Source organism: Janthinobacterium svalbardense, from assembly GCF_002327145.1.
GTDB classification, from domain to species: Bacteria; Pseudomonadota; Gammaproteobacteria; order Burkholderiales; family Burkholderiaceae_D; genus Janthinobacterium; species Janthinobacterium tructae.
In genome coordinates this window covers 537,669-563,973 of the sequence record NZ_CP023422.1, presented here as the reverse complement: position 1 = coordinate 563,973, position 26,305 = coordinate 537,669, and the positions used below count along the sequence as shown (strand labels likewise).

The window sequence follows — 26,305 nt, the reverse complement described above, 5'->3', positions numbered from 1 at the left end:
TGCGCAAAAAATAGGCAAGGAAGGCGGCAAAAGCGGCCCTGCACGGGCCCGCCGCAAGCGGCTATTTCTGTGGCGGCGAGGTATTCTGCTGCACGGCAAAACCACCGTCTCGCAGAGAAGAGATAACTTACTTCATCATCGCGCAAAACGTTTCGGGATTGCCGTCAAGAATGACACCGCTGGGCCAGCGGTGGCTGCGCTGCTGGGCGCGCAGCAAGGACGCGGCCAGGGCCGAGTCGCCATCGACGGCGTAGACGAAGACGGGCATGCTCAGGCTGGCCGCGTCGGCCAGCAAATTCGGGTTGGCGTCGAGGCTGCGCGCGTCCACGTGCACACCGGCGGGCATGCCGATCTGCTGCTGCACGCGCTGCAGCCACGGCTTGTCGAGCTTGGGCGGACGGGCATTTTTCGCGATATAGCGGCTGACCCGGTTCGCGCCGGCCGCCTGCGCATTGCGCGCGTCAAACACCAGCAAACCCAGGTAGCCTTGCGGATCGGCGCGGCGCGCGCACGCCAGGTTGTTCGGCACGCCCGACGTGAGGAACCAGTTGCCATGCTTGATGTTCGCGCGCAACTGCCCCACCAGGGTGGCAATCGGCGCGCACGACGACACGACATCCTTGATTTCCGCGTTCAGGGTCTTGTTCGGGAAGGCCGTCGCCAGGCCGGCGACATCGCTGACGAAGGGCGGCGTTTCCGCCGTGACCACGCCGCGGTTCTTCATGCTGGCGGCGCGCCAGTCGTCGGCCGTCAGTTGCTTCACGGTACGGGGCGAGCCCGTATCGACGACTCTGCCCGTCAGCAGATCGTGGTGCACCACCCAGCTGCCGTCGCCCAGCAGCTGCAAATCCGTCTCGACGCCATCCCAGGTGCCGAAATACGTGTTGCGCAGCGCGCTCAGCGAGTTTTCCGGCGCATTGCCGGCGCCACGGTGGGCGTGCACCTTCATGCCCAGGCAGTCGGCTTGGACGGCTGTGCTGGCCATGCAGAGCAGCAAGGCCAGGGCGGCCGCCTTATTTTTGTTGCGGATGATAACCATATTCGATTCCCTGCAAAACATTGATGCGGATCGCTTCGTTGACGGGGTAGCTGTAACCCTGCCCCACCGCCACGACGTGCGTGATATTGGCCAGCAAGCCCTTGCCGGCGATTTGCCAGCGCGTGCTGTCGTCGGCCGCCTGGCGGTTCCAGTCCAGCATCTGGCGGAACAAGTCGCTCTTCGTGACGTTGTTGTCGAGCAGGGACAAGATGCCCCAGGTTCCCAGGAAGGCGCCGGCCAGCACGCCCGTGGCGATCCAGGCGGAACGGCGGCTCAGCTGGCCATCGGCACCCGCCTGCTCGCCGCGGCGCGCCGCCAGCACCAGCAAGCCCACCGTGGCGATCAGGTACAGCAGTTTCGAAAAGTGGCCGATGGCGCCCAGCAGGGAGAAGAACAGGGCCACGGGCGGCACGATGGCCGCGCGCGCCGCTTCCTTGCCCTCTGCAAAATACTTGCCGCCCACTTCGAAGTCGCTGCGGCTGGCGCGATATTCCACCAGCTTTTCCGCCGTCTGGCGCGCGGCGAATTGGTCGAACAGACGGCTGAACTCGGCGGGACTGGCATACGCGTCTTGCACCACGGCGCCCTTCGGCAGCCGCAAGCCCTTGCTCGCTTCGCTACCGTCGCCACCGTCCGGCCCGTCGCGCAGAACGGCCTGGATGCCGGGGCGCGCCACGAAGGCGGGGAAGGACAAGCCAGGCGGAATGCGCTCGCCCTTGATGTTCAAGCCCTTGCTGGCCGCTTCCGACGCATAGCGGCGCTTGACGGCGGCGCGGAAACTCAATTGATCGGCAGGATGCCAGTTGGCCGATACCGGCACCTTTTTACGCACATTATTGACCACCGCCGCGCGCCGGCGCGCCGGCACCGATTCCGGTTGCCAGCCATGGCGCGACAGGCTTTGCCGGTAATCGCTCCATGCCGATTCCTGCTGCTGGCGCAAGCCCGCATCGTCGTCGGGAATGATACCCGAATACAATTTCCACTTCTCGTGCACCTCGCCTATCGCCTTCTGGTACTTGTCATAGTAACCGGCCGCGCCGCCGGCGATCTTGCGGACGTTGAAATTGATCAACTGTTCCTTGGCGGGCTCCATGCGCTCGTCGAGATGGCCGACCGAGACGGCCAGGAACGGGAACAGCGCCAGGAAGGCCTTGCCTTCGGGCTTGGCAAACAGGGTGGGATCATCGACCAGGCCCTGCAATTGCAGGCTGCCGCCCACCAGCGAGCGCTGCATCAGGGTGGTATTGAAAGCCAGGCGGCGAAACTGCGCATCGCGCGTTTCGACCAGCACCGTGACCGTGGTTTTCAAAATGCCGAATACGACCGCCGCCGTGGCGAGGCAACAGAAGATGATCTTTTTCCAGCTGGGGCCGCTGCCATTGTTCTTCAGGCGGCGGCGCCACATCAGTTGCAGCACCACCAGCGCGGCGGCGATGCCAGACAGGCTGCGGCCATAGAATTCCACGCCCTCCACGTCGTGCGGCTTGACGTCGCCGCCCACCACGTCAAGCAGGCGGGCATTGAAGCCCAGCTCGAAGCACAGATAAATAATCGTCAGGACGATCAGGATCAAGGTCTGCCGGATTTGCAGACTGCGCAAACTCGCGGCCATCTTATTTCCTCAAATCGATGACGACGGGCTTGATCTCTTCGGCCTGGAAGATCATCGGCGCCGCCGCAGGTGCTGCGCTGCGCGGCGCGGGCAGGCCGATGGCGGCGGGCGCCGCCGCCCTGGCCGGGGTCTCCTGGCGGCGCGGTTTGGCGCTGGCGCGGCTGCCCGCTTTCGGCGCGGCGGCGGGCGCCGGGGCGGCTGCCGGCGGCGCGGGAATCACGCGGCCGCTGTCGCTGCCGCTCCCAGGCAGGGTGGCGATGACGGGGCCGGTGGCGCGCAAGGCGTCGTCGGCAAACGGCTGGGCGCGCGTATCGACGCCGGGCGGCACGGCCACGCTGGCGTTGAGCAAGCGGTTGTCCGTGTAGATCATGCGCGACAGGCGGTTGTAGTTGGGAAAGTCGATATTCAGCGATTTCGCGTCCGCCGCCAGCTCCACGCGGGGGCGGTCCTTGCAATTGCCGACCGTCCACTGCAGCACGTCCGTGCCCTGGAAAGCCAGCACTTCATAGCGGTAGGCGCAGCCGCGCTCCTGCGTTTCCACGATCACCACTGTGCGCTCGCCCACATTTTCCACCCTCGCCACGCGGGCCGTCATCGCCTTGGCCAGCGGCACGACGCGAAACGCCTGCGACAGCTTGATCGAATACTTGCCTTGCGGGTCCTTGCGCAAGGTGCCTTCCGTGCCGTCGCGCAAGCGGAAGGTGGAAATCGGCGTGCCGAACAACTCGGCAGTATCGATGCCCACCATCACGCCGCCACGGCCGTTCGGCGTCATGGCGCAGCCCGTCAACAGGACGCCAACTGCCACGCCAGCGATCAATGTGCGCCAGTGCGCGGATGCAAAATTCTTATACGTTGTCATGCTGGATAACTTTCTCTTATTTCACAATTCAGGGATTGATCACGGCCAGGGGATTGCCCGGTCCCGGTGGCGGCAAGATTTTCTGGCGGTCGCGCGATAACAGCGTGAAGGCGCCCAGGGTGTCCGGTCCGGCAACGATTTCCAGCTGCTCGCGCTGCAGCCAGGTGCGAATTTCCGCTTCCGTGGCCTCGGCGCGGAACAGCACGCGCGTGCGCACGCCCGTTTCGACGCCGCTGCCGCCATTACGGAATTCCGCATTGCCGACCACGGCCTGATCTTTCGGCAGGAACAGCCACGCCGATTGCACCAGCATCACACTGGCGGCCACGGCCGTGACGAGCTTCAGCCAGCGGTTCGCATTCGCAGCCCTGACTGGCGTGGCTACCGGTGCCAGAGCATCGGCCGGGGCGATCTGCAACTGCTGCAGCCCCTGGCGCAGTAATTGCCGGTAGGCCAGGCGGCCATCCTTGCCCAGGTCTCGCGACAAGGGTGTGCCCATCAAGGCGTAATCGTCGCCGGGCAGGGCCACGCGGGCGATCACGCCGGGCGCCGCCGTGGCGACATTCGCGCGGCCATGCGTTTCCAGCCAGCGCGCTGCCTGCAGGCGCTCCTGGCTGAACACGCCCAGGCAGGCGCCCAGGTCCGTCACGGCCAACGTCACGGGCATGTCGCACAGCACCAGGCCGGCACGGGGATCGGCGGGCGCGTCGCGCTCTTCGACCACAAGGCCGCAGGCATCCGCATACGCCGTATCGGGCGTGACGAGCCAGCCGCGCCAGCGCTGCCGCGTGCTGTCCCAGGCATCGAGCAGCACGGCGCCGAAGCCGGGACAGCGCGCCAGCAAGTGAATCTGTCCGCCCGCGATGGGCCGCGCGGCCAAGGGCGCGGCATCGCTGCGGCGCGCAAAGCGTTGCATTAAGTGTTCCGGCACGGCAATGCCGCGCCAGTCGGGGGTATCGCCGCCCACCTCCGCGTCCAGCAAATCGGCGGACGATGGGGGAGATGGCAGGCGCGCGGCAACGATGGCCAGCGAGGGCGTCAATGCAGTCATGCCGGTGGCCTTTCATCAGGGTTCGGGGAGGTGGTTATCGGGTCCAGCTGCAGGGATAACGCGGCCACGCACAAGATATCCAAAACTATTTGCGCCGCCTGCAGATCGCGTGCGGTCAGGGCATCGCCCACGCGCAGCTTGAGCAAGCTCAAGACCCAGCTGCCCAGCAGAGTAGAACGGTGGGCCGCTTCGACGATCTGGCGTCCCGCGCTGAGGCTATCGCCCTTCTGCCTGTGCACCAGGCCCAGCTTGCCGCCGTGGTAATGCGCGGAGGCGATCTGCTCGGCCAGTTCCTTGACGGGCATGCCGCCGCAGCCGCAATGGCGCAGCAGCAAGATCAAGTCACGCGGCAAGGTGGCGATAAAAACGTCGGCCGCCTCGCGCACTTGCCGTGGCGTCAGCTGGTAATCGCGCAGCGGTTCGGCATAGGCGTCGGGCGCGCGCAGCTCGCAGCCCTCTTGCGCATCGGCATCTTCATCGTCGCGCTGCTTGCGCAGCTGGTCGATGATGAAGCGCTTGAAGTACAGGAACAAAGCACCGACGTGGTGGGGCGCCGCGTCGCTGTCGCTGTGCAGGACTTTTTCGATGAAGAACTGGTGGCGCAAATCCGCCAGGGAATCACCGAGCGAGGCCGCCTCGCGCGGGCGGCATGGGGTCAGCGCGGCGATGACGCGCTGGTAAAACTCACCCAGTTCGCCTTGTGTCAGCTGCTGGCGGCGGGTCCAGAAAGCATGAATCCGTTCAAATTGTTCCGATTGCACAGCCGGTCCGATCGTGTGTTGGGGCGGCACGCGCCACTGGCCGGCGGCGATGCGCACAGGCAAACTAGCAATGCGCTGGCCAGACAAGAGAAACTTGTCAGTAAGGTAAAATGCATTTAAGCAATTTTCTCATATCACAGTAAAAATCGCTAACTTTTGTTACTTTCACGACAATTCCCGAGAAGCCCATGCATCGCCTGATTCCCCTGTTTTTCAGTCTGTTCTTTTTACTGGGCAGCAATGTGGCGCACGCCGCTGTGCCAGCGGCTCCCGGCAAGCGCATCGCCCTGGTGATCGGCAACGCGGCCTATCCGCAGCCGCTATTGAATCCCGTCAACGATGCGCGCGCCATGGCCGAGCGCTTGCGCCGCCTGGGCTTTGAAGTACTGTTGCGCACGGACATCACTGCGGCGCAGCTGCAAAAGGCGTCGGCCGAGTTTTCCACGCAGGCGCGCGGCGCCGATATCGCCCTGGTGTTTTACGCGGGCCACGGCGCGCAGGCAGGCGAGGCCAATTACGTGCTGCCGTTGGGCGCCAACATGAATGCGCTCAGTGCTGCCGCCATCGCCGCGCAGGGCGTGTCCGTCTCCAGCCTGGCGGGCAATCTGCAGCGCACGGGCGCGCGCGGCGCCGTGCTGATCCTCGACGCTTGTCGCCAGGAATATACGCGCGGCGGCGCCGTGATGGTTCCCGGCGGCGGCAATGCGGCCAGCCATGGCTTTGCCGACACGCAAGCGCCACGCGGCGTGGTGATCGCCTATTCGGCGGGACCGGGCGCCCTGGCGCGCGATTTCTGGTCGCCCGATTCGCGCAACAGCCCGTATACCAGCGCCCTGCTCGACGCGCTCGATGCGCCGGGCTTGCCGATGGGCGACGTCTTCTCGCAAGTGGCGGCGCGGGTCGCTGCCATGACGCACGATGTGCAAAAACCGCGCGTCTCGTTTGGCGAAACGTCGGCGCGCCTGGTGCTGAACATGGGCAGCGGCAAGGGCGTCAGCCAGCCGGCGCCGGGCGTGCTGGCTTCCGGCAACAACGGCATGCGTGCCCCCGTCCCGGCACCAGCGCCAGCGCCCGCCACCACCGCCTCTGGCGCGAAAGTGTGGCCAGGCAATGTCTTACAAGACATCAACTATGAAATCCGCATGCAAATCGCGGCCCGCCCGTTTCCCCGCCAGCAGCTGGAAAAGCGCGCGCGCAGTGGCGACCTGGTGGCGCTGACGGCCCTCGGCTATGGCATCGGCGGCGGCGATGCAGGCATCAAACAGCCGAAGGCGGGCATGCAGTGGCTGGAAAAGGCGGCCGCCAAGGATTTTCCGATTGCCCAGACTTATCTGGCCGAATTGCTGATGGTCAAGGGCGACCCCGCCTCATTAAAACGCGCCGGCGTGCTGCTGGACGCTGCCTCCCAGGCGGGCTATACGGCTGCGCACGCCTACAAATTCGACCTGGCGCGGCGTACGGGCGCGCCGCCGCAGGATGCGGCCCGCCACTTGCAGGACGCCTTCATGGGCTTGATGAAGGATTACCAGGGTGCCGCCAAGGACGTTTTACAGCCGCCAAAAAAATAGTTTTAAATAATTTTAGATTTCCCTGAACTGCCCCCGTTATCCGTGGGTACATGCAATACAGCATGACAGTGACCAGGGAAATCCCATGCAAGCATCCAGCCCAGCAGCAACCATTACCACCGGCCAACGGGGCCGCATTCTCGCCTACCAACCGAGCGGACAAGGTTCCGTCAGCGTGGCCGGCATTCAACATGCCTTCGACGTGGCCACGCACTGGCGCTCGGACGTGGCGCCCGCCATCAACGCCGTCGTCGACGTGCGCTTCGATGACGCCGGCAGCCTCGCCACCGTCAGCGCCGTGGCAACGCAGCAACTGGCACAGGAAGAGATGGCCGGCGCGGCCAAGCTGGCGCGCGACAAGGGCCAGCAACTGTGGGGCCAGGCCGTCTCGGCGCTGGGCATCAAGGTGCTGGCGACTCTTGGCGTGCTGATCGCCGGCGCCTTTATCTTCAACACCATCGGCATCCGCCTGTTCGCCTCCGTCTCGCGCACGTATTGGCAGCTGCTGGGCCTGTCCGCCGACAGCCTGGAAAGCTTTGCCCGCGATGGCGGCGGCGGTTTTACCTCCGCACAATTCTTTTTCCTGCTGGCCATTGCCGCCTGCTGCGCCACCATGGCCAGCAATAGCCCGAAAGCCGCACTGGGCAAGTGCGCGCCGCTGCTGTTCGTCGTCATCCACAGCAGTTTGCTGTTCATCAAGATCAAGGGCGCCGTCAGCGATGCGGGCAACGCCATGGGCGGCATCATGGGCAGCCGCGCGGCCCGCATGGCCGAGCAGATGGCCAGCGAAATGCTGGGGCAAGTGTGGCAAGGCTTGTCGTTCGGCATCGGCTTTTACCTGGTGCTGGCGTCTTCCATCGTCCTGGCCGCTTACGGCGTCGGCGAATACAAACGTAAAACCATCGGCTAAGTCACCTCACACATTCACTCAAGGAAATATCATGAACCGTACCCTCCCCGCCCTGCTTGCCATCGCCGTAATCCTGTCCGCCTGCGGCAAGACCGACACCGCCACGCCGGCCGCCTCCGCCCCCGTCGCCGCGAATATCGCCGACATGGCCGCCAAGGCGCAAGTCAAGGCGGCCGCCGCCAGCCTGCCACAAGCGGACCCGGCCACGCCAAGCGCCAGCTATATCGACATCACCAGCGGCAACCAATTGATGTACAGCTACATCGCCCTGTCCGGCGTACCAGCTGACTATGCGGCCGTGGCGCAGCGCATCTCGCGCGAATATGCGGGCAGCAACGACGCCTTCCGCAAGCAAGAAGTGCTCGACGCGCTGAAACCGCAGATCGACGCCAAGGTCAGCGAAGCGAAAACCAAACGCTACCTGCGCTACCAGATCAATGGCCAGGGCGCGCTGTCGCCCTACGCCATGGACAAGGCCGCCTTCCCCGCCAAGTTCGCCGACGCTGGCACGTATTACTACATGTATGACAACGGTGACTACAAGCTGGCGTTCACGAATGGCGACGGTTATTCCTTGCTGAAAGTGGACCAGGAGGCGGCCCGCAAGATCGAGGCGGCGCGCAGCGGCTACAAGGACTTCGCCATCGTCGTGTATGCCTACGCCCAGGAAGCGGACATGGCCAGCAACCAGGTCAAGGCGCAGATCGTCAAGGTGGCGATCAAGCTGAACGGGGAAGAAATTCCTGTGCAGCAAGCGCTATAAACCCAAGGGCAGGTACCGGGGTCGGTCGCTGCGCGATCGGAAAGTGCCCCATTGGGGCGCTTTCCCCCGCAGGGTCCGACCCCAGCCTTCGTTTTGGGTTCACGACCTCGCCACTTGCAGTTACACTATTCGCCAACAACATCGAGAGTGAGACATGGGCGAACAGACACTGGCGGAACAACAGCTGGCCAAGGGCCGGAAACTGCAGCAGCAAGGCAAGCTGATCGAGGCGATCAACGCTTACCAGGCCGCGTATCAACAGGACCCGGCCCTGGCCGAAGCGCAGCATTTCCAGGGCCTGGCCATGCTGGAACTGGGCCAGGGCACCATCGGCCTGGGCCTGTTAAAACTGTCGCTCAAGCAACAGCCCGACAATGCCCTGTTCCACTACAACCTCGGCAACGTGCTGCGTGGTACGGACAGCGAGGCGGCGCTGGCCAGCTACGCCACGGCGGCGCGGCTGGCGCCGCACGAGCACGATTTCTCCATCAGTCACGCGGAATTGCTGCTGGGAAAACAGCGGCTGGCGGACACCATCGCCGAACTGGAACGCGCCCATGCCCTGCGTCCGCAGCGCTGGCAAACCCTGCAGGGCCTGGCCGAACTGTACTACCGCACGGGACAGCAGGATCTGGCTTTGGCCCGCTACGCGCAAGCGCTGGCGCTGCATCCGGCGCTGGCGCACACGTGCCGCATCGGCTTTGCCAGCCCGCAAGCGGAACAGGCGGAAACGTTGACACCGCTCAACGTCGCGCCAGCGCTGCAGGATTTTTTGCGCGAAACGGATTTGCACATCCTCGACGATTTCCTGCCCGATCCCGCCGCCTGGCGCGCCCAGGCGCTGGCTCTGCCGTTCGAGCAGCAGCGCTATGCGGGACAGAACTATCCGGGCAGCCAGACGGCGGGCCAGCCCAGCCAGGCCATCATGGAGCGCATCGCCACGGCGCTGGGCCGCCCCATCCGTTTCATTTCGCCCGACAATGGCTCGTATCGCCTCAGCTATGCAGACGCGATGGCACGCACGGATATCCATGTGGACAACGAGACGGGCAACAATTTCAATTTCTATGCGGGCGTGCTGTATCTGAACCCGCCCGAGCAGTGCCAGGGCGGCACCACGTTCTGGCGCCACCACCCCAGCGGCTGGTACCGGAGATTAGCCGAAGCGGACGTGAAAGCGGGCGGCTACGCCAGCTTCAAGGATTTCCAGAAACGCTGGCTGCCGAACAGTAAAGTGCAAAAATTCAACGATTTACAGGAACAGCGCGACAGTTGGCAAGCGCTGCTGGAAGTGCCGATGCGCCACAACCGATTGATCGTCTACAAGGGCCATTATTTTCACTCGATCAGCAATGTATTTGGCGACACGCCGGAGAATGGCAGACTGGTGCAGCTGTTCTTTTTTGAAGTGCCCGATTAAAACCCCAAAGCAGAATCTGGGGTCAGACCCTGAGGGTCTGACCCCAGCATTTGCCGTTGGGTTTAATACATGTCCGCCGCCGTGGCCCGCACAGCTTTTAAAAGCATATCTGCCCCCGGCGACAGCAAATGATCCTGCTGGCGGATGATGCCGAAGGCATCCATCTTGCATGGCAGCTCGATGGGCAGGATGCTCAGCACGTTCAACGATTCGTAGTAGTGCGCCACTTCCGTCGGCATCACGTGCAGGGAATCCGTTTGCTGCAGCAGGGACGTGATCAGCAGCAAGGCGGTGGTGTCGACGACGTCGACGGGCGGTTCCAGGCTGGCGCGGCGGAACATCATGTCGAAGCGGTGGCGCAGGATGCTGCCTTGCGGCGGCAAGATCCACGGCTGGCCCGCCAGGTCCTTCAATTGCAGATTCTTGCGCGACAGCAGCGGGTGGCCATTGCGCGCCACGGCGCTGGCCGGCTCTTCCGTCAATTCCTCGTAGATGAGTCCCGCGCTGCTTTCCTTTTCCAGGATGCGCCCGATCATGAAATCGAGCGTGCCATGCTGCAGCATGTCCATCAGGGTATTGCTGTGTTCCAGGTGCACGCCGATGCGCATCAGCGGCGCCTGCTGCTTGATGCGGGCAATCGCGCGCGGCAGCAAGGCCATGGCCGGCGTCATGATGACGCCCACTTCCACCTGGCCCGTGAGACCCGACTTCAGGGCGACGATGTCGTCATGCGCCAGCGACAGGCTCGTCAGGGCCATGCGCGCGTGGCGTATCATCGTTTCGCCGTAGATGGTCGGCTCCATACCGCGCGGCAACCTGTCGAACAGGCGCACGTCGAGCATCTCTTCCAGGTCCTTGATTTGCTTGGACGCGGCCGGCTGCGTCATGTGCAATTCTTCCGCCGCGCGGTGGATGTTGCGCTGCTCGTCAAGGGCGATCAACAGCAGCAATTGCCGCGTCTTCAGGCGGGCTCGCAAGAACCAGTTGGGGTTGAGGGTATCCATGAATAAATCATATCATGATCGATATCAGTTTTAACTCAATATCGATATTCCAGATATCGGTGTGTCTCCTTTTTGTAGGTGCTCAACAAGCGTTCAGGATGCCTTGCAGGCGGCGCTGGGATTGGCTGCCGGGCCAGCCGTTTGATGGATGAATTCGATCGTGCCGTCCGGCTTGTATTTCAGTTCTTCCACGGCCACGGAGCGCCGGTATTCTCCGCCGCCGGGCAACTTGTCGTTGTGATAGAAGATGTAGGACTTGCCGTTAAATTCGATGATGGCCTGGTGGATGGTTTTCACCACGGCATTCTTGTCCATGATGGCGCCGCGGAAATGCCACGGCCCCGTCGGCGTCGGCCCTGTCGAATACGCCGTTTCTTCGGGGAAGTTGCGCGAGTACGACAGGTAATACGTGCCCGCATGCTGGTGCAGATACGCCGCTTCCGTGAACGCATCCATGCCGAAGGTCAGAATCGGGCCGTCCAGCTCCGTCATGTTGGCTTTCAGCTTGGCGTATTTCAAGACCGTGTTGCCCCAGTAAAGGTAGGCCTGACCATCCGTGTCGATGAAAACAGCCGGGTCAATGTCATCCCACGGGATCGCCGTCTGTTTCGTCATGTCGTTCGTGATCAGGGCGCTGCCGCGCGCGTCGACGAACGGCCCCGTCGGGCTGTCGGACACGGCCACCCCGATGGCCTTGCCGGCGATGGTTTTATGGTCGACGGTCGAGTAAAAATAGTATTTATTGCCGCGCTTGACGATGTCGCCGGCCCAGGCATCCTTGCCGGCCCAGGCAAACGTGGAAAAGCGCACGGGCGAGCCGTGGTCCGTCCAGTTGGCCATGTCGCACGTGGAATACACGCGCCACTCGTTCATCCGATAGTCCGTGTCGGTGGCGCTCGCTTCATCGTGGCCGACGTACAAATACACCCTGCCATTGTCGACCAGCGCGGCCGGATCGCCCGTGTAGATGTTTTTCACGATGGGATTGGCCGCCGGCGCGTTGACTGCAATACAGGCGAGCGCCACCGCCATGCCGATGGCTGCGGCACGTTTATTCTGCTTCAACATCAAAGTTAACTCCCGTTGGTATGTTTCTGGCCCATGGCCATCAGTCTTTGCACGACACAAAAGACGAACAGCAAGCCGCCGATGACGATCTTGGTCCACCACGAGCTGAGCGTGCCGTCAAAGGCGATCAGGGTCTGGATGGTGCCCAGCACCAGCACGCCGGACAAAGCACCGGCCACGTAGCCGTAGCCGCCGCTGAGCAAGGTGCCGCCGATGACGACGGCGGCTATCGCGTCCAGTTCCGTGCCTTGCGCATGCAAGCCATAGCCGGACAGCATGTAGAACGCAAACAGCACACCACCCAGTGACGCACAGAATCCGCTGAAGGCGTAAATGAAAACCTTGGTGCGGCCCACGGGCAGCCCCATCATCAGGGCCGACTGTTCATTGCCGCCAATCGCATACACTGCGCGGCCGAATGGCGTGGCGTGCGCCAGCCAGATGGCCAAAAGCAAGGTCGCCACGGCGATCACCACGCCGGGTGAAACGAAGCCGCCCAGGAAACCCAGCTGGGTCTGCGACATGGCCACGAACAGCGGGTCGGTGATGGTGATGGAATTAATGCTGATCAAGTAGCACAGCCCGCGCGCCAGAAACATGCCAGCCAGGGTGACGATGAAGGGCTGCAACTTGAAATAATGGATCAGCGCGCCCATGCCGGCGCCAAACACGCTGCCCAGCGCCAGCACGGTGGCGATCACCAGCAGCGGCGGCCAGTGCGCCACGTTCAGCAGCCAGGCGGCGATCATGGTCGACAGGGCCAGCACGGACCCGACGGACAAATCGATGCCGCCGGAAACAATCACGAAAGTCATGCCGACGGCGATCACCAGCAAAAAGGCGTTATCGATCAACAGGTTGAAGATCACTTGCGTCGACAGCAGGCCCGGATAGGCGGCGCCGCCCAGGCCCAGCATCACCACCAGCAGCAAGACGGTGACGAGCGAAGTGAAATACGGGGTGTGCAGCAAGCCCTTCATGCTTTTCTCCGATGCAGCAATTGCTTGAACTCCGACGATTGCGACAGGCAGACGAGGAAGACGACGACGGACTTGACGACCATGTTCACTTCCGGCGGCACGCCCAGCGAATAAATCGTGTAGGTCAGGGTCTGGATGATGAGCGCGCCGATCATGCTGCCCACGAGACTGAACTTACCGCCCGCCAAGGACGTCCCGCCCAGGGTCACGGCCAGGATGGCGTCCAGTTCCAGCATCAGGCCCGCATTGTTGGCGTCCGCGCTCTTGATGTTCGAGCTGATCATCAACCCCGACAGGCCAGCGCAGGCGGCGCAAAACACGTAGACGAAAAAGATCAGGGTGGCCGTCTTGATCCCCGCCAGGCGCGCGGCAACGGGGTTGATGCCGACGGCCTGGATGAACAGGCCCAGGGCCGTCTTGCGCATCAGCACGGCCGTGATGATGAAGACCGCCGCGACGAGGAACAGCGAGAACGGCAAGCCGAACAGGTAGCCGCTGCCGATGAAAAAGTACGGCTGGTAGTAGACGGTGACGATCTGCCCATCCGTCAGCAGTTGCGCCAGGCCGCGCCCCGCCACCATCAATATCAAGGTCGCGACGATGGGCTGCAAGCCGAGACCGGCCACCAGCACGCCATTCCAGGCGCCGCACAGCAGGGCCGCACCCAGGGCGGCGGCCAGGGCCCAGCCCATGGGGATGTTGCTCACATAGGTCGGCACGCCGTTGTCCATCACCATGGTGCCGCCGATCAGCATGGCGGCCACGGTGCCGGACAGGGCCACGACGGCGCCCACGGAAATATCGATGCCGCGCGTGGCAATCACCAGGGTCATGCCCAGCGCGGCCAGCATCAGCGGCGCGGCGCGGTTGACGATGTCGATCACGCTGCCGTACAGATGGCCATCGCGAATTTCCAGATGGAAAAAGCCGGGGATGGCGAAGAAATCAACCAGCAGCAGCAACAGCAGCGCGGCCAGGGGGCGGCTCAAAGGGTGGTGCAAGACGCTCTGCAACATAGAAGCATTCGTAAGGGAAGCCGCACGCGCCAAGGGCACGCTGGAGGGTGTGGATAAACTCATGTGGCGTCTCCGGCAATCACTTGCAGCACGGAACTGTCATCGAGCTCGCCGCGCGCATAGTCGCCGCAGGCCTTGCGGTCGCGCATGACCACAATACGGTCGCTGCAGCGCAGCACTTCCGGCAGCTCGGACGAGATGAACAGAATCGCCATGCCCTTGCGGCACAGTTTGCTCACATAACTCATGATTTCCTGCTTGGCGCGCACGTCGATGCCGCGCGTGGGTTCGTCCAGGATCAGCATGGCCGGCGAGGTCACCAGCCAGCGCGCCAGCAAGGCTTTCTGCTGGTTGCCACCCGACAGGCTGCCAATCGGCGTTTCGATGCTGGCCGTCTTGATGCCCAGCGCCTTCACGTATTCGTCGGCCAGCGCCTGCTGGCGTTTATAGGGAATCGCGCGCAGCAAACCCGTGCGGGCTTGCAAGGCCAGGATGATGTTTTCGCGCACGGACAGCGACAAAATCGCCCCCTCGTGCTTGCGGTCTTCCGAGCAAAAGCCGATATCCCGGGCAATCGCGTCGCGCGGCACGGCGAACTGGCGCGGCTGACCCTGCATGGTGATGGAACCGGAATCGGCCTTGTCGGCGCCGAACAGCAGGCGCGCCAGTTCCGTGCGGCCCGAACCGAGCAAACCGGCCAGGCCCAGCAATTCACCCTGGCGGATGTGGAAATCCATGGGCAGCAAGGCGCCCTTGCGGCCCAGGCCCTGCGCTTCCAGCACGGCGGGACCGAAACTGGCCGCGCCTGCTTCTTGCGCCAGATCCAGCGCCTGTTCCTGCGTGTCGGCCGCCACGCCGATCATCTTGTTCACCAGCGCCAGGCGCGACAGCTCGCTGCACGCATATTCCCCTTCGCGCTCGCCATTGCGCATGACGGTGATGCGGTCGGAAATGGCGTAGGTCTGGTCAAGAAAATGGGTGACGAACAGAATCGCCATGCCCTGCTCGCGCAAACGGCGCAGCACGGAAAACAGCAGATTGACTTCCGCCTCATCGAGGCTGGACGTGGGTTCATCGAGGATCAGCACGCGGGCCGAAATATTCAGCGCGCGCGAAATGGCCACCATTTGCTGGATGGCCAGCGGAAAGCTGGACAATTGCGCCGTGACATCGATATCGATCTGCAATTGCTGCAGCAAGGCACGCGCCTGTTGCTGCATGGAACGCCAGTCGATGATGCCGAAACGGCGCGGGTAGCGGCCGATAAAAATGTTTTCCGCCACCGACAGGTTCGGGCACAGATTGACTTCCTGGTACACGGTGCTGATGCCCAGCGCCTGAGCGTCCGACGTGGACGCGGGGGCGATGGCTTTGCCATCGAGCAAAATCTGGCCGCTGTCGGGCGTATAAACACCCGTCAGCACCTTGATCAGCGTCGATTTCCCGGCGCCGTTTTGCCCCATCAGCGTGTGCACTTCGCCCGGATACAGGCGCAGGGCAACATCGCTGAGGGCTTTGACGCCGGGAAAGGCTTTACTGATACCGCGCAACTCCAGCAGGGGAGCTGGCGCGGCCGTGTGATGCGCTTGCGTCTTCATCATGCGGCAAGCTTAGTACTTACGGTTCGGAAATTCCTTGGCGGCCACCTCGGCAGGGAACACGCCTTCCACCGTCGTGATGCGTGCTGGCACGGGCTTGCCGGCCACCACATCGCGGGCGATGGACATCAATTGCGGACCCAGCAGCGGGCTGCATTCCACGGTGACGTTCAGCTTGCCGGCGATCATGGCCTCGAACGCGCCTTTCACGCCATCAATCGAGATGATGATGATGTCCTTGCCCGGCTTCATGCCGGCTTCTTCGATGGCCTGGATGGCGCCGATGGCCATGTCGTCATTGTGCGCGTACAGCACGTTGATCTTCTTGCCTTCGGCCTTGAGGAACGCTTCCATCACTTCCTTGCCCTTGGCGCGCGTAAAGTCGCCCGTTTGCGAACGGATGATCTTCATCTTCGGATTCTTGCCGATGACTTCCTGGAAGCCTTCCTTGCGGTCGATGGCCGGCGCGGAACCGACCGTACCCTGCAGTTCGACGATATTCAAGGTGGCATCCGGGGTTTTCTTGGCGTGCTCGAGCAGCCATTGGCCAGCGCGGCGGCCCTCTTCCACGAAGTCGGAACCGATGAAGGTGACGTACAGCGATTTATCGGCCACGTTAACGGCGCGGTCCGTCAAGATGACGGGAATCTTGGCGGCCTTGGCTTCGCGCAAGACGGTATCCCAGCCCGATTCCACCACGGGCGAGAAGGCGATCACGTCAACTTTTTGCGCGATGAACGAGCGCAGCGCCTTGACCTGGTTTTCCTGCTTTTGCTGCGCATCGGCAAATTTCAGGGTGACGCCATCTTTCTTGGCGGCCTCCTTGATGGAGACGGTATTGGCGGTGCGCCATTCGCTCTCGGCGCCTACCTGCGAAAAGCCCATGACGAGGGGCTTGGCGGCAAAGGCGGAAGAAGTAGCGGACAGTGCCAACAACATGGCGCTGGCGAGGAGTGTGCGGCGTGTCAATTTCATTCTTGTCTCCAGTTTTTTTTTGGAATACCATCACAGCCGGATGCCGGATGGGCGGTTTTTTATGAACCCATGGTAGGAGAAAGCAACATAGCCATCCAATCAATTCTTTTTCGCTTGCGATACCGATTTGCGTATCACCGGATGCTTGCCTAGCTTCCTGCCTCCCGTCAGCGCAGCAGGCGCAGCCCGTACAGGCCGCCCGCCACGGAATCCTTGCCGGCGACAAATTTCACGCGCAATTTGCCTTTGGCCGCTTTGACCAGCTCGGCAGGCAAGGCCACATCCACCGTATGCAGCTCCTGCGGCGCATCAGCCGCCACGGCGATGGTCTCGACCTTGACGCCGTTGATCAAGACGTCGAAGACACGCCCCGCGTCCAGGGTGGACAGGGTCAGGCGCAATATCGCCGCGGCACCTTGCGGGTCGCTCAGTTCATAGCTGAACCAGCCCGTGGCATGGCGCCAGTGCCGGCCCTTGTTGACGCCGTTTTCTCCCCCCTCGGCCTGGAAGTTGTGGTCGGACTCGGGCTGCTGTTGTCCGGGGGCCACCTGGTCGATGGTGAGCGCATCGAGCGCCAGGCGCTGCGCCTCGGCTTGCCGGGTGGTTTCCTGCAGCTGCGCCAGGCTGGCGGGCGTGGAGACGGGCCAGTACAGCATGTAGCGAGAGTCATGCAAGCGGAAGAACGGGATCAGTTTTATCTTCGCCGCATCCTTGCCCTGGATCAGCCCGGGCGCCGTGAACGTCAGCGGCTGGCCTTTTACGGGTTTGATCTTGTGCATGAACTCTTTTGTGTCGCTGACGAACAGCGGCGACGATTCCAGCGGACAGACTTGCCCCTGGGCGATATGCCCCATGCGCGAGTCGTCGGCAAAATAGTTCAGTTGTTCATTCGCGAACGGCTGCGTCTTGGCGGCCAGCACGATGGGGCCATGCAGCACGGCATAGTAATTCGACTGGTCCGGCATCTGCTCCAGGCGCGTCGTCATCGGCAGGGTCACGTCCACGGTGTCGCCCGCTTTCCAGGCGCGCGTGATCGTCACGTATTCGCCGGGGGCGCCGTTCACGCGCATGGCCTTGCCGTTGAGCTTCAGGCGCAGCTTGCCTTTGGCTACCCACTGCGGGTAGCGGATCTTCAGGCTGAACGTCTTATTTCCCTGCACGGTGATGCGCGTCGTATCCTGGTCGGGGAATTGCGTGCTCTGGATAATCCTGACGCTCTGCGCCTGCCAGTCCAGGGTGGAGGCCATGAACAGGTTCACGTACAGGGCGTCACCTTCATGCGCGTAGATGAACTCGCCATATTTGGCCTGGCTCTCGATGCCGGAACCCACGCAGCACCACATGCCCTTGTCCACCTGCGAATACACGCGGTAGTGATTCGGGCGCATGGGCGTGAAATACACGAAACCGCCGTTGCCAGGGCGCTGCGACGACAGGATGTGGTTGTACAGCGCACGCTCGTAGTAATCCGTGTATTTCACTTGCTCGTCGCGCTTGAACAATTGCTCGGTCAGCTTGAGCATATTGTAGGTATTGCACGTTTCCGGCCCCTCGACCTCTTCCACCATCGAAGAAAAGTCGTGTTCGTCGTGAAAATGCTCCTTGACGCTATTGCCGCCGATGGCCACCGTGCGCTTGTCATGCACGGTTTGCCAAAAGAATTGCGCCGCCTGCTGCCAGTCGCGCCGGCCAGTCAATGCGCCAATACGCTCGAAGCCAATCACTTTCGGGATTTGCGTATTCGCATGCAGGCCCGTCAGCTTGTCCTGCTGCTGCGCCAGAGGCTGCAGGATGGCCTGGTGCGAAAAGCGCACGGCCAGGTCCATGTATTTCTGCTCGCCCGTCATGGCGTAGACGTCGGCCAGCACTTCATTCATGCCGCCATGCTCGGCGCGCAGCATCGCTTGCATCTGCTCGTCGGTGAGTGAGACGGATAGCTTGACGGCCCAGTCCGACAAGGCCACCAGCATAGTTTTCGCCTGCGCGCTGCCCGCCTGCTGGTAGGCGTCGCGCAAGCCCGCATACACCTTGTGCAAGTTGTACCACGGCACCCAGCGCCCGTTGACGGAAAAAGTGTCGGCCTGCATTTCCCCCCTGGCAACGGCTTGCCAGGCCGCGCTGCCATCGGGAATGCCGCCCAGATAGCCATTACCATTGGCGTCCTGGCATTTCTGCAGTTCCGCCAGCACATAATCGAGGCGCTCGCGCACTTGCGCGTCACCCGTGGAAGCGACCATCAGGGCCAGCGCCGACAGATAATGCCCGCCCATGTGGCCGTCCAGGCCCGTCGATTCCCAGTTGCCATAGCTGGGCTGCGGCAGCGGCAAGCCCGCTTCGCGGCGAAACGGCGCCAGCAATTTTTCAGGGTCGAAAGCCATCAGATACTGCAAGTCCGTCGTTTGTGCATCGAGAAACGGCCCCGCCCCCAGGCGCACGGACGAGAGGGGGAACAGTTCAGCTGCCTGCAAGTGCGGCGTGAGCAGGCCGCCGGCGGCCAGCGCCAGCATCAACATGGTTTTCTTCATGGCGGCCCCTTACGGCTTGGCAGCGGGCAACTGGCGGCTTTGATAGCGGTTCAGGTCGCGTGCATCGACTTGCGGCCAGCCCTCCTTGTCCCACGTCATGGGCAGGATCTTGAGCTTCTGCAAATAATTGTCCGCCGTCTCATACGCATGCAGCACCAGGTAATCCTTGCCGTCGAACGTGTAGGCGCTATTGTGGCCCAGGCCTTGCCAATCCTTGTCGCCCTGCAGCACTACCGTGCCGCCGCCCTGCGCCATGTCGCGCCCGTTCTTGTCCAGATACGGCCCCGTCACGCTCTTGGCACGGCCCACGGCCAGGTGATAGGTGCTTTTCTCCTTCTGGCAACACAAGCCCCACGAGACGAACAAAAAGTAATCCTTGCCGTGCTGGAAGATGAACGGCGCCTCGATCTCTTCAGGCGCGGGCTTGAATTCACCAGCCCGTGGCGGCAGCGGCGCCCGGCGCGCCAGCGAATGCCACTCTTGCGGTTCCGCAATACGGGTCCAGTCGGGCGTCAACTTGACCAGCTTGATGCCGTTCCAGAACGAGCCGAACGACATCCACGGCGTGCCCTTGGCATCGGTGATGATGTTCGAATCGATGGCATTCCACTCGTCGCGCTCGGGCACCGATTGCAGCAGCATGCCCTGGTCGACCCAGCGGTAGTCGGGCGAGCGGGGGTTGAGCGTGGTGTTGACGGTCACGCCGATGCCGGACTTGTTCTTGCCAAAACCGGACACCGAGTAATACAGGTAATATTTCCCGTCATGAAACTGCACGTCAGGCGCCCAGATATGGTCGTCAAACGATGGCGCGGCCGTCTTGGCCCACGTGGGCTGGCCCGCGAAGACGCGCCCTTCCGGCTGCCAGTCGCGCATATTTTTTGAACTGTAGAAAGTGATGCCGGGACCTGTGCTGTACAGATAATACGTATCGCCTTCCTTGGCCATCACGGGGTCGTGCACGCTCACTTGCGCGGCATGGCAGGACAGTGCCAGCAAGGTGGCGGTAACGGCGGCCAGACCGCGCTTGAGCATTCGCATCATGTTTTCCTTCCTTTACTTAGAACTATTAATTGCCCGTGCGGGCGCCCCACAGCGACACGCCATCAGCAGACTGCGCCGTGAACGTGACGACAAAGGCGTTGGCATTGCCATTCCACTGGCGCGACAGCACGCCGTTGAACAGGCCGCCGGATGCCAAGGTGATGGCGAACAAGTTATTGCCTTGGTGCTCCCACGTGCCTGTCTGCGCGCCCGTGATCGTGCCGTCCGCCAGCAAGGTGATGGCTTGCGACAGCTTGAGCGCCGTGGAAATATCCTTGCCATGGTTGATCAGTTGATAGCTGCCCGCTACCTCTGCGGCTGCCACCTGCGCCGCCAGTGGCGTGACGCTCCTGGTCAACGGTACGTAGCGGAATGGCGCGGCCACCAGCCAGCCATCGCCATTGATGAACAGTTCGTGCACGCGGATCTCGTGCAACTCGCCCGTGTTCGGGAAGCGCGTATGGAAGATCAGGAAATACTGCTGCGTGGCGGCATCGTATACCGCCGAATTGTGTCCTGGCGACACATATCCCAGCGGCGTGCCCGTTTCTCCCGCCGCCAGCGCGAATTGATGATTGCCCATCAGCTTCTGTCCAAACGGCGCGATGGATGCATCGTCGAACAGGGGCAAGGCGGGATTGGACTTGACCTGCGTCATGTCCTTGCCCTTGGCATCGACATACGGGCCGTCCGGAGCGCGCGAACGGGCCACGCGCATATTGTAGGCGCCGTTCGCATCCAGGCCACCAAACGAGGTGAACAGGTAGTAATACTGCGTTTGCGGGCTGTACAGCACGTAGGCGCCCTCGATGCGGCTATGGTTGCCGCCGATCACGTGCTTGCCATAACCCTGCCCTGCGACAGGCAAGCCCGTGGCCGGGTCCATGGCCAGGATGAAGATGCCGCCCGAATACGAGCCGTAGATCATCCACAGCTTGCCGGCAGCGTCGCGGAAGGTGTTCGGGTCAACCACGTTCGGTTGCGTCAGGGCATCGTAGATGGTCACGCCGTCTTCGCTGAGCTGGCCCCACATGCCCGATTTCAAAAAGATGCGCTGGTTCACGTACGGCCCGTCCACCTTGGCGGCCAGGGCCAGGCCCATGGCGGAACGCGGTGAATCGCCCTTGCAGCTGTTGTAATACATGGCGAACTTGCCATTGTCGAGCTGGATGACATCAGGCGCCCACAAGCCCGTCACTTGCGACCAGGAAAACGTGTCAGCCAGGCTGGTAACGACATTGTTGAACAGGGGGTTGCTGGCATTGACGCCGTCGGCCATCTTGGTCCAGTTCATCAGGTCCGTGGACTTGGCGGCCGCCAGGTGCGAGCCGAACACATAATAGGTATCGGCCACCTTGATGACGGACGGGTCGTGCACGGAGACATTGCTAAAAGTGATGGCGCCTTGTACTGGTGGAACGACAGCGGGAGGGACGACGGGAGGCACCACGGGCGGCGTGACGGAGACGATAGGCGCGCTATCGGACGAACCGCCGCCACAGGCGGCCAGGGCCATGGCGCTACCGAGCGCCAGCACAGATTCTCTTCTGTTCATGGAATACTTTCTCTACAACGTGCAGCACGATGCGGCTGGCCGGCGCGGGATTCGCTTCCCGCACCGGCACAGAGTAGACAGCAGGAAGCGGGGCGTTTATTCGACGGCGACCACCACCACGGCCTTGGCCGGCACCGACACGGTCAGCTTGCCACCTTGCGCCTTGGCATTGAACGCCACCGGCTGCACGGCTTGCGGTTGCGCAAAGCTGTTGACGGCGTCCATCTTGCCGGCGGTCAGCACGCGGCCCGTCACGCTGGCCACTTGCTTGCCGGCCAGCGCCACATTGACGTCGACGGCCTTGTGCGGGTTCGTGTTGACCAGCGACAAATACACCTTGCCATCCTTGCCGCGCGCGGCCGAGGCGCTCACTTCCGGAATGCTGACCTTGCCCAGGCTGTACTTGCCATTACCACTGATGGCGACCGGCAGGGTCGTGGCATCCTGGAACGGCACGTACATTTCAAACGCGTGATACGTGGGCGTCAGGAAATAGCTATCCTTGTCCGTGATGATCATGGCCTGCAGCACGTTGACCATTTGCGCGATATTCGTCATGCGCACACGGTCCGCGTGTTGGTGGAAAATATTGAAGTTCAGAGCCGCGACCAGGGCATCGCGCAAGCTGTTTTGCTGGAACAAGAAGCCCGTATTGGTGCCCGGCTCGACGTCGTACCAGGTGCCCCATTCATCGACGTACAAGCCCGTCTTTTTCGAGGGATCGTTCTTGTCGATGGCGGCGATATTGTTCTTGATCAAGCTATCGATACGCAGGGTGCGGCTCAAGGTGGAAATCCATTCATTTTCACCAAAGCCCGTGGCCGCGCCCTTCTTTTCCCACACACCGGTCGGCACCGTGTAGTAGTGGAAACTGATGGCGTCCATCATGTTCGGCTTGATTTCGCGGCTCAGCGTGCTGGACCAGCTGATGTCGTCGTCATTGCCGCCGCTGGCGATGAATTTCGGGCGCGCGCTTTCCGGCGTCTTCATGAAGGTGTGATAGTGCTTGTACAGGTCGGCATAGTACTGCGGGCGCATATTGCCGCCGCAACCCCAGGCTTCGTTGCCGATACCAAAGTAATCGACTTTATACGGCTGCGCGCGGCCATTCTTGCGGCGCAGCTCGGCCAGGGTCGACTTGCTGTCCGAGGTCATGTATTCGAGCCACTCGGACATTTCCTGCGGCGTGCCGGACCCGAGGTTGCCGTTGATATAGGTTTGTGCGCCCAGCAGCTCGGCCAGGTCGAAGAATTCGTGCGTGCCGACGGCGTTCGACTCTTCCACGCCACCCCAGTTGGTGTTGACCTTGGTCGGGCGCTTCTCGCGCGCGCCGATGCCATCCTTCCAGTGGTATTCATCGGCAAAGCAGCCGCCAGGCCAGCGGACCAGGGGCACGTGCAACTGTTTCAGCGCGCCCAGCACGTCGTTGCGCCAGCCTTTCGTATTCGGGATAGGCGATTCCGGCCCCACCCACATGCCTTCGTAGATGCCCGTGCCCAGGTGTTCGGCGAACTGGCCATACACGTTCTTGTTAATCACGGCACCGGGCTTGGCCACGTCGATGGTGACATTGACGGGCGCGGCAAAGGCGCTGCCGACGGCCAGGCTCAGGCTGAGGGCCGCGATGCTGGTATGGATGAATTTCATGCTGTCTCCTGTTGTTTTAATTTCATACCAACCCAAGTGCAGAAGCTGGGGTCGGACCCTGAGGGTCCGACCCCGGTATTTGCTTTGGGGCTTATTTAAAGATTGCTACGAAACCGCCATGCGGCTTGATCGTGATGACGGCCTTGCCGGCCGAAATTTCCTGCTGGCTGAATGCGCGCTCGCCGGCGCCGTCCGTGATCAGGGCGCCATGCTTGCCTTCCAGAAAGGACAAGTCCACCGTGAACGTCTGCGCCGTGACCTGGGCATTGATGCCGGCCACATACCAGCGCTCGCCCGCCTTGCGCGCCAGCATCAGGTACTTGCCCGGCACGCCATCGATGAAGCGGCTGTCATCCCAGCTGCGCGGCAGTTCCTGCAGGAAGGTTTTGACATAGGCAGGCACGCTGGCCATGCCGGCGGGAATCTCGGCAAAGTTCTGCACGCCCGACAAAAACAGCACGGGCAGCGCCAGTTCGAAACCGTTGCGCGTGGCACGGCGGATGTTGGGCACGTCGCCAAACACCATGGGCGTGAAATCCATGGGGTCGAACAAGTTGCGGGCGAACGGCAGCATGGCCGCGTGCGCGGGCATGGCGTCCTGGTCGCGCTGCTCGAAGGTGGTGAATTCCAGTCCCTTGACGGCCTCGGCCGTCATCAGATTCGGGTAGGTACGGGCCCAGCCCCGTGGCAAGGTAGCGCCGTGGAAATTGACCAGCAAGCCGTGTCTGGCCGCATCATTCAGGATGCCCAAATAATAGGCAATCATCGACTGGCCGTCGCCGGCAAAGAAGTCCACCTTGATGCCCTTGATGCCCATGGCCGCCAGGCGCGAAAATTCGTGTTCGCGCTGTGCATGGGTCAGCAGCTTGCCTTTCGGCGTATACTCGGTCTTGTTCCAGCTGCCCGACGAGTTGTACCAGAGGAACAGGCCCACGTCTTTCGCGGCCGCATAGCTGGCCAGCTCGGCAATTTTCTCGTAGCCGATCTTGCGGTCCCAGTCCGCATCGACGAGTACATAGTTCCAGCGCATGTCCGCCGCGTAATCGATGAAATCTTTCTGCACGCCATACACGGTGGCGTCATCCTTCAGCAAGCCCCAGCTCCAGGCTGCATGACCGGGCAGCACCTTGGCCGTATCGAAGGCGATAGCGGGCGCGGCCAGGTCCGTGCCCAGGGTCGAGTCCATGATGGTGGCCAGGCTGCCGATGGCCAACACCCGCCATGGCGTGCGCAAGCCCGTGGCCGCCTGTGCCAGCAAGGCGCCGCCGGGTGCCACTTCGGCCGCCATCGGCGTGCCGATGCGGTAGATGCCGCCTTTCGAGGCCGCCTGCAGGCGCGAGGCGTGGAAACTGCCATCCATGCCAGCTTCCGTCAGCGCCACCCAGGTCTCGCCCGCCTTGAACAGGGCCGGGAAGACCCAGCCAGCCGCCAGCGGCGACGGCGTGCCGACGGCAATATCCATACGATAATGTTCTTCGTAGGCGGGATTGGTGTTCATCCAGCCCGTCTGCGCCACCTGCATCGGTTGCAGCCAGGCCCGCGTGGACGGCGCAAAGGCAAACGATGTGCTTTCCTGCAGCATTTTTCCGGCCGAACTGGGCACCTGGCCCAGCTCGTAACGGAAAGCCACGCCATCGTTGGAGACGCGAAACACGACGTCCATGGCTTGCCCCCGCGCATTGTGCACCGTGAACGTCTGTTCATTGGCCGCGTAATCGATGACACGGCGCTTGCCCGTGGCCATCGTGTAGCGCTCGGCAACAGAAGTAATGGGAGACGCCGCGCCCAGGCTCAGTTTCTTCGACAGGTTCAGGCCAGCAAATTCCAGGCCCAAAGTTGATGACTGGATCACGGGCACGCCGCTGCGCGAGATGCTGTAGTGGATGCTGCCAGCTGGGCCAGGCGCGACCTTGACCTGCAGGGTACCGTCAGGACTCTGCAGCCCTTGCGCATCAGCAAAGCTGGCAAAAACAAGGGCGACGCTGCAAACAAGAGGTTTCATCTTCAATGTCCGGATGTGGCGATGCCTCTCCTGCCGCGGGGTTGGGGCGGCATGAGGGGTGCTTCAAGATCGGAGGTGCCGGTCAGTGCCGGCGCGAATAAACGGCGCGGCGGCGCTTACACCCAGCCGGCGTCAACGATGAACTCTTGACTGGAGCACATCGCGCCATCGTCCGATGCGAGGAACAGCACCATGGCGGCGATATCCTGCGGCATCAGCTTGCTTGGCAGACACTGGCTTTTCTTGATTTCCACTTCGGCCGCCTCGTCGACCCACAGCTCGATCTGGCGCTGTGTCATGACCCAGCCGGGCGTGACCGTGTTGACGCGGATATTGTGGGCGCCATAGTCGCGCGCCAGGCCCCGCGTCAGGCCCACGACGGCGGCCTTGGTGGTGGCATACACAGGATAGCCGCCCGACTTCATGTGCCAGGAAATCGAGCTGACGTTGATGATGGAACCGCCGCCCCTGCGCTTCATGCCCTCGAAGACGGCCTGGCAGGTGAAGAACATGGGACGCTGATTGATCGCAATACGCTCGTTCCAGTATTCCAACGTGACGTCCTGCGCCTGGTGGCGCTGGTCGTTGGCCGCGTTGTTGACGAGGATATCGAAGTCGCCCAGCTTCTGCGCCAGTTCGGCCATGACGGCTTGCAGCGATGCAATATCCGTGATGTCGCAATGGCGGAACAAGGGCGCCGTCAGGCCCGCTGCGGCCAGGCGGCGGCACAGGGCCTCGCTCGCTTCCACGGCGATGTCGACAAACGCCACCAGCGCGCCCTGGGCGGCAAACTCCGCCACCAACGATTCGCCGATGCCGCTGCCGCCACCCGTAATGAACACGCGCTTGCCCTGCAAGCTGCCATATTTCGCCAATTGCTTCATCTTGTCTCCGCCTGTTTA

General features: G+C 62.5%; 21 protein-coding genes. 4 read left to right on the top strand and 17 right to left on the bottom strand.

Features of this window, described 5'->3' with window-relative positions; all coding sequences use genetic code 11:
• Window positions 1-127 precede the first annotated feature (127 nt).
• From CNX70_RS02380 to CNX70_RS02360, 5 genes are read right to left on the bottom strand one after another with little or no spacing between them, the layout of a single operon-like run.
• Complete coding sequence (locus CNX70_RS02380) at window positions 128-1,039, bottom strand: glycerophosphodiester phosphodiesterase (RefSeq protein WP_096233171.1); 912 nt, start codon at window positions 1,037-1,039, stop codon at window positions 128-130.
• Entirely contained in the window at window positions 1,014-2,654 is a 1,641-nt protein-coding gene (locus CNX70_RS02375; RefSeq protein WP_244199011.1) for a hypothetical protein, read from the bottom strand. Before CNX70_RS02375 ends, CNX70_RS02380 begins: the two co-directional genes overlap by 26 nt.
• A 1-nt stretch (window position 2,655) precedes the next feature.
• Window positions 2,656-3,516: a hypothetical protein gene (locus tag CNX70_RS02370; RefSeq protein WP_096233169.1), complete on the bottom strand. Its 861-nt coding sequence runs from the start codon at window positions 3,514-3,516 to the stop codon at window positions 2,656-2,658.
• A gap of 28 nt (window positions 3,517-3,544) precedes the next feature.
• The gene (locus tag CNX70_RS02365; protein WP_096233167.1) at window positions 3,545-4,567 is read right to left on the bottom strand and encodes a hypothetical protein; all 1,023 of its coding nucleotides are present in this window, start codon (window positions 4,565-4,567) and stop codon (window positions 3,545-3,547) included.
• Window positions 4,564-5,328, bottom strand: coding sequence for a hypothetical protein (locus tag CNX70_RS02360; protein ID WP_167389597.1), 765 nt, complete (start codon window positions 5,326-5,328; stop codon window positions 4,564-4,566). The genes CNX70_RS02365 and CNX70_RS02360 overlap by 4 nt, the downstream gene beginning before the upstream one ends.
• Before the next feature lie 188 nt (window positions 5,329-5,516).
• Here CNX70_RS02360 and CNX70_RS02355 point away from each other — a divergent pair, with 188 nt between their 5' ends.
• The 4 genes from CNX70_RS02355 to CNX70_RS02340 all read left to right on the top strand — a co-directional run bounded on the left by CNX70_RS02355 (window position 5,517) and on the right by CNX70_RS02340 (window position 9,989).
• A complete protein-coding gene (locus CNX70_RS02355) occupies window positions 5,517-6,896 on the top strand; it encodes a caspase family protein (protein WP_096233162.1) in 1,380 nt (459 codons plus the stop codon).
• A gap of 85 nt (window positions 6,897-6,981) precedes the next feature.
• Window positions 6,982-7,806, top strand: a complete 825-nt coding sequence (locus CNX70_RS02350; RefSeq protein WP_096233160.1) for a hypothetical protein — start codon at window positions 6,982-6,984, stop codon at window positions 7,804-7,806.
• A gap of 31 nt (window positions 7,807-7,837) precedes the next feature.
• Window positions 7,838-8,569, top strand: coding sequence for a hypothetical protein (locus tag CNX70_RS02345; protein ID WP_096233158.1), 732 nt, complete (start codon window positions 7,838-7,840; stop codon window positions 8,567-8,569).
• A 154-nt stretch (window positions 8,570-8,723) separates the two neighbouring features.
• On the top strand, window positions 8,724-9,989 hold the full coding sequence (locus CNX70_RS02340) for a DUF6445 family protein (protein ID WP_096233156.1): 1,266 nt from the start codon (window positions 8,724-8,726) through the stop codon (window positions 9,987-9,989).
• 62 nt (window positions 9,990-10,051) lie between these two features.
• Here CNX70_RS02340 and CNX70_RS02335 read toward each other — a convergent pair whose 3' ends face one another.
• The 12 genes from CNX70_RS02335 to CNX70_RS02280 all read right to left on the bottom strand — a co-directional run bounded on the left by CNX70_RS02335 (window position 10,052) and on the right by CNX70_RS02280 (window position 26,287).
• Window positions 10,052-10,993 (bottom strand): LysR family transcriptional regulator, encoded by a 942-nt coding sequence (locus CNX70_RS02335; protein WP_035823672.1) that lies wholly within the window; start codon window positions 10,991-10,993, stop codon window positions 10,052-10,054.
• Window positions 10,994-11,086: 93 nt separating this feature from the next.
• Window positions 11,087-12,061, bottom strand: coding sequence for a glycoside hydrolase family 43 protein (locus tag CNX70_RS02330; protein WP_096238238.1), 975 nt, complete (start codon window positions 12,059-12,061; stop codon window positions 11,087-11,089).
• Between the two features lie 5 nt (window positions 12,062-12,066).
• Complete coding sequence (gene yjfF / locus CNX70_RS02325; protein ID WP_096233154.1) at window positions 12,067-13,041, bottom strand: galactofuranose ABC transporter, permease protein YjfF; 975 nt, start codon at window positions 13,039-13,041, stop codon at window positions 12,067-12,069.
• On the bottom strand, window positions 13,038-14,120 hold the full coding sequence (locus CNX70_RS02320) for an ABC transporter permease (RefSeq protein ID WP_096233151.1): 1,083 nt from the start codon (window positions 14,118-14,120) through the stop codon (window positions 13,038-13,040). The genes yjfF and CNX70_RS02320 overlap by 4 nt, the downstream gene beginning before the upstream one ends.
• Window positions 14,117-15,658, bottom strand: a complete 1,542-nt coding sequence (locus CNX70_RS02315; RefSeq protein WP_244199009.1) for a sugar ABC transporter ATP-binding protein — start codon at window positions 15,656-15,658, stop codon at window positions 14,117-14,119. Before CNX70_RS02315 ends, CNX70_RS02320 begins: the two co-directional genes overlap by 4 nt.
• A 9-nt stretch (window positions 15,659-15,667) precedes the next feature.
• Complete coding sequence (locus CNX70_RS02310; protein WP_096233149.1) at window positions 15,668-16,630, bottom strand: ABC transporter substrate-binding protein; 963 nt, start codon at window positions 16,628-16,630, stop codon at window positions 15,668-15,670.
• A gap of 167 nt (window positions 16,631-16,797) precedes the next feature.
• Window positions 16,798-19,155, bottom strand: coding sequence for a glycoside hydrolase family 127 protein (locus CNX70_RS02305; protein ID WP_096233147.1), 2,358 nt, complete (start codon window positions 19,153-19,155; stop codon window positions 16,798-16,800).
• A gap of 9 nt (window positions 19,156-19,164) precedes the next feature.
• Window positions 19,165-20,199 carry an arabinan endo-1,5-alpha-L-arabinosidase gene (locus tag CNX70_RS02300; RefSeq protein ID WP_341865550.1) on the bottom strand — a complete coding sequence of 345 codons (1,035 nt, stop codon included), beginning with the start codon at window positions 20,197-20,199 and terminating at the stop codon, window positions 19,165-19,167.
• 25 nt (window positions 20,200-20,224) lie between these two features.
• On the bottom strand, window positions 20,225-21,754 hold the full coding sequence (locus CNX70_RS02295; protein WP_244199008.1) for a glycoside hydrolase family 43 protein: 1,530 nt from the start codon (window positions 21,752-21,754) through the stop codon (window positions 20,225-20,227).
• 96 nt (window positions 21,755-21,850) lie between these two features.
• A complete protein-coding gene (locus CNX70_RS02290) occupies window positions 21,851-23,401 on the bottom strand; it encodes an alpha-N-arabinofuranosidase (protein ID WP_096233141.1) in 1,551 nt (516 codons plus the stop codon).
• 91 nt (window positions 23,402-23,492) lie between these two features.
• Window positions 23,493-25,403, bottom strand: a complete 1,911-nt coding sequence (locus CNX70_RS02285) for a glycoside hydrolase family 97 protein (RefSeq protein WP_096233139.1) — start codon at window positions 25,401-25,403, stop codon at window positions 23,493-23,495.
• 116 nt (window positions 25,404-25,519) lie between these two features.
• Window positions 25,520-26,287, bottom strand: a complete 768-nt coding sequence (locus CNX70_RS02280) for an SDR family NAD(P)-dependent oxidoreductase (protein WP_096233137.1) — start codon at window positions 26,285-26,287, stop codon at window positions 25,520-25,522.
• Window positions 26,288-26,305 lie beyond the last annotated feature (18 nt).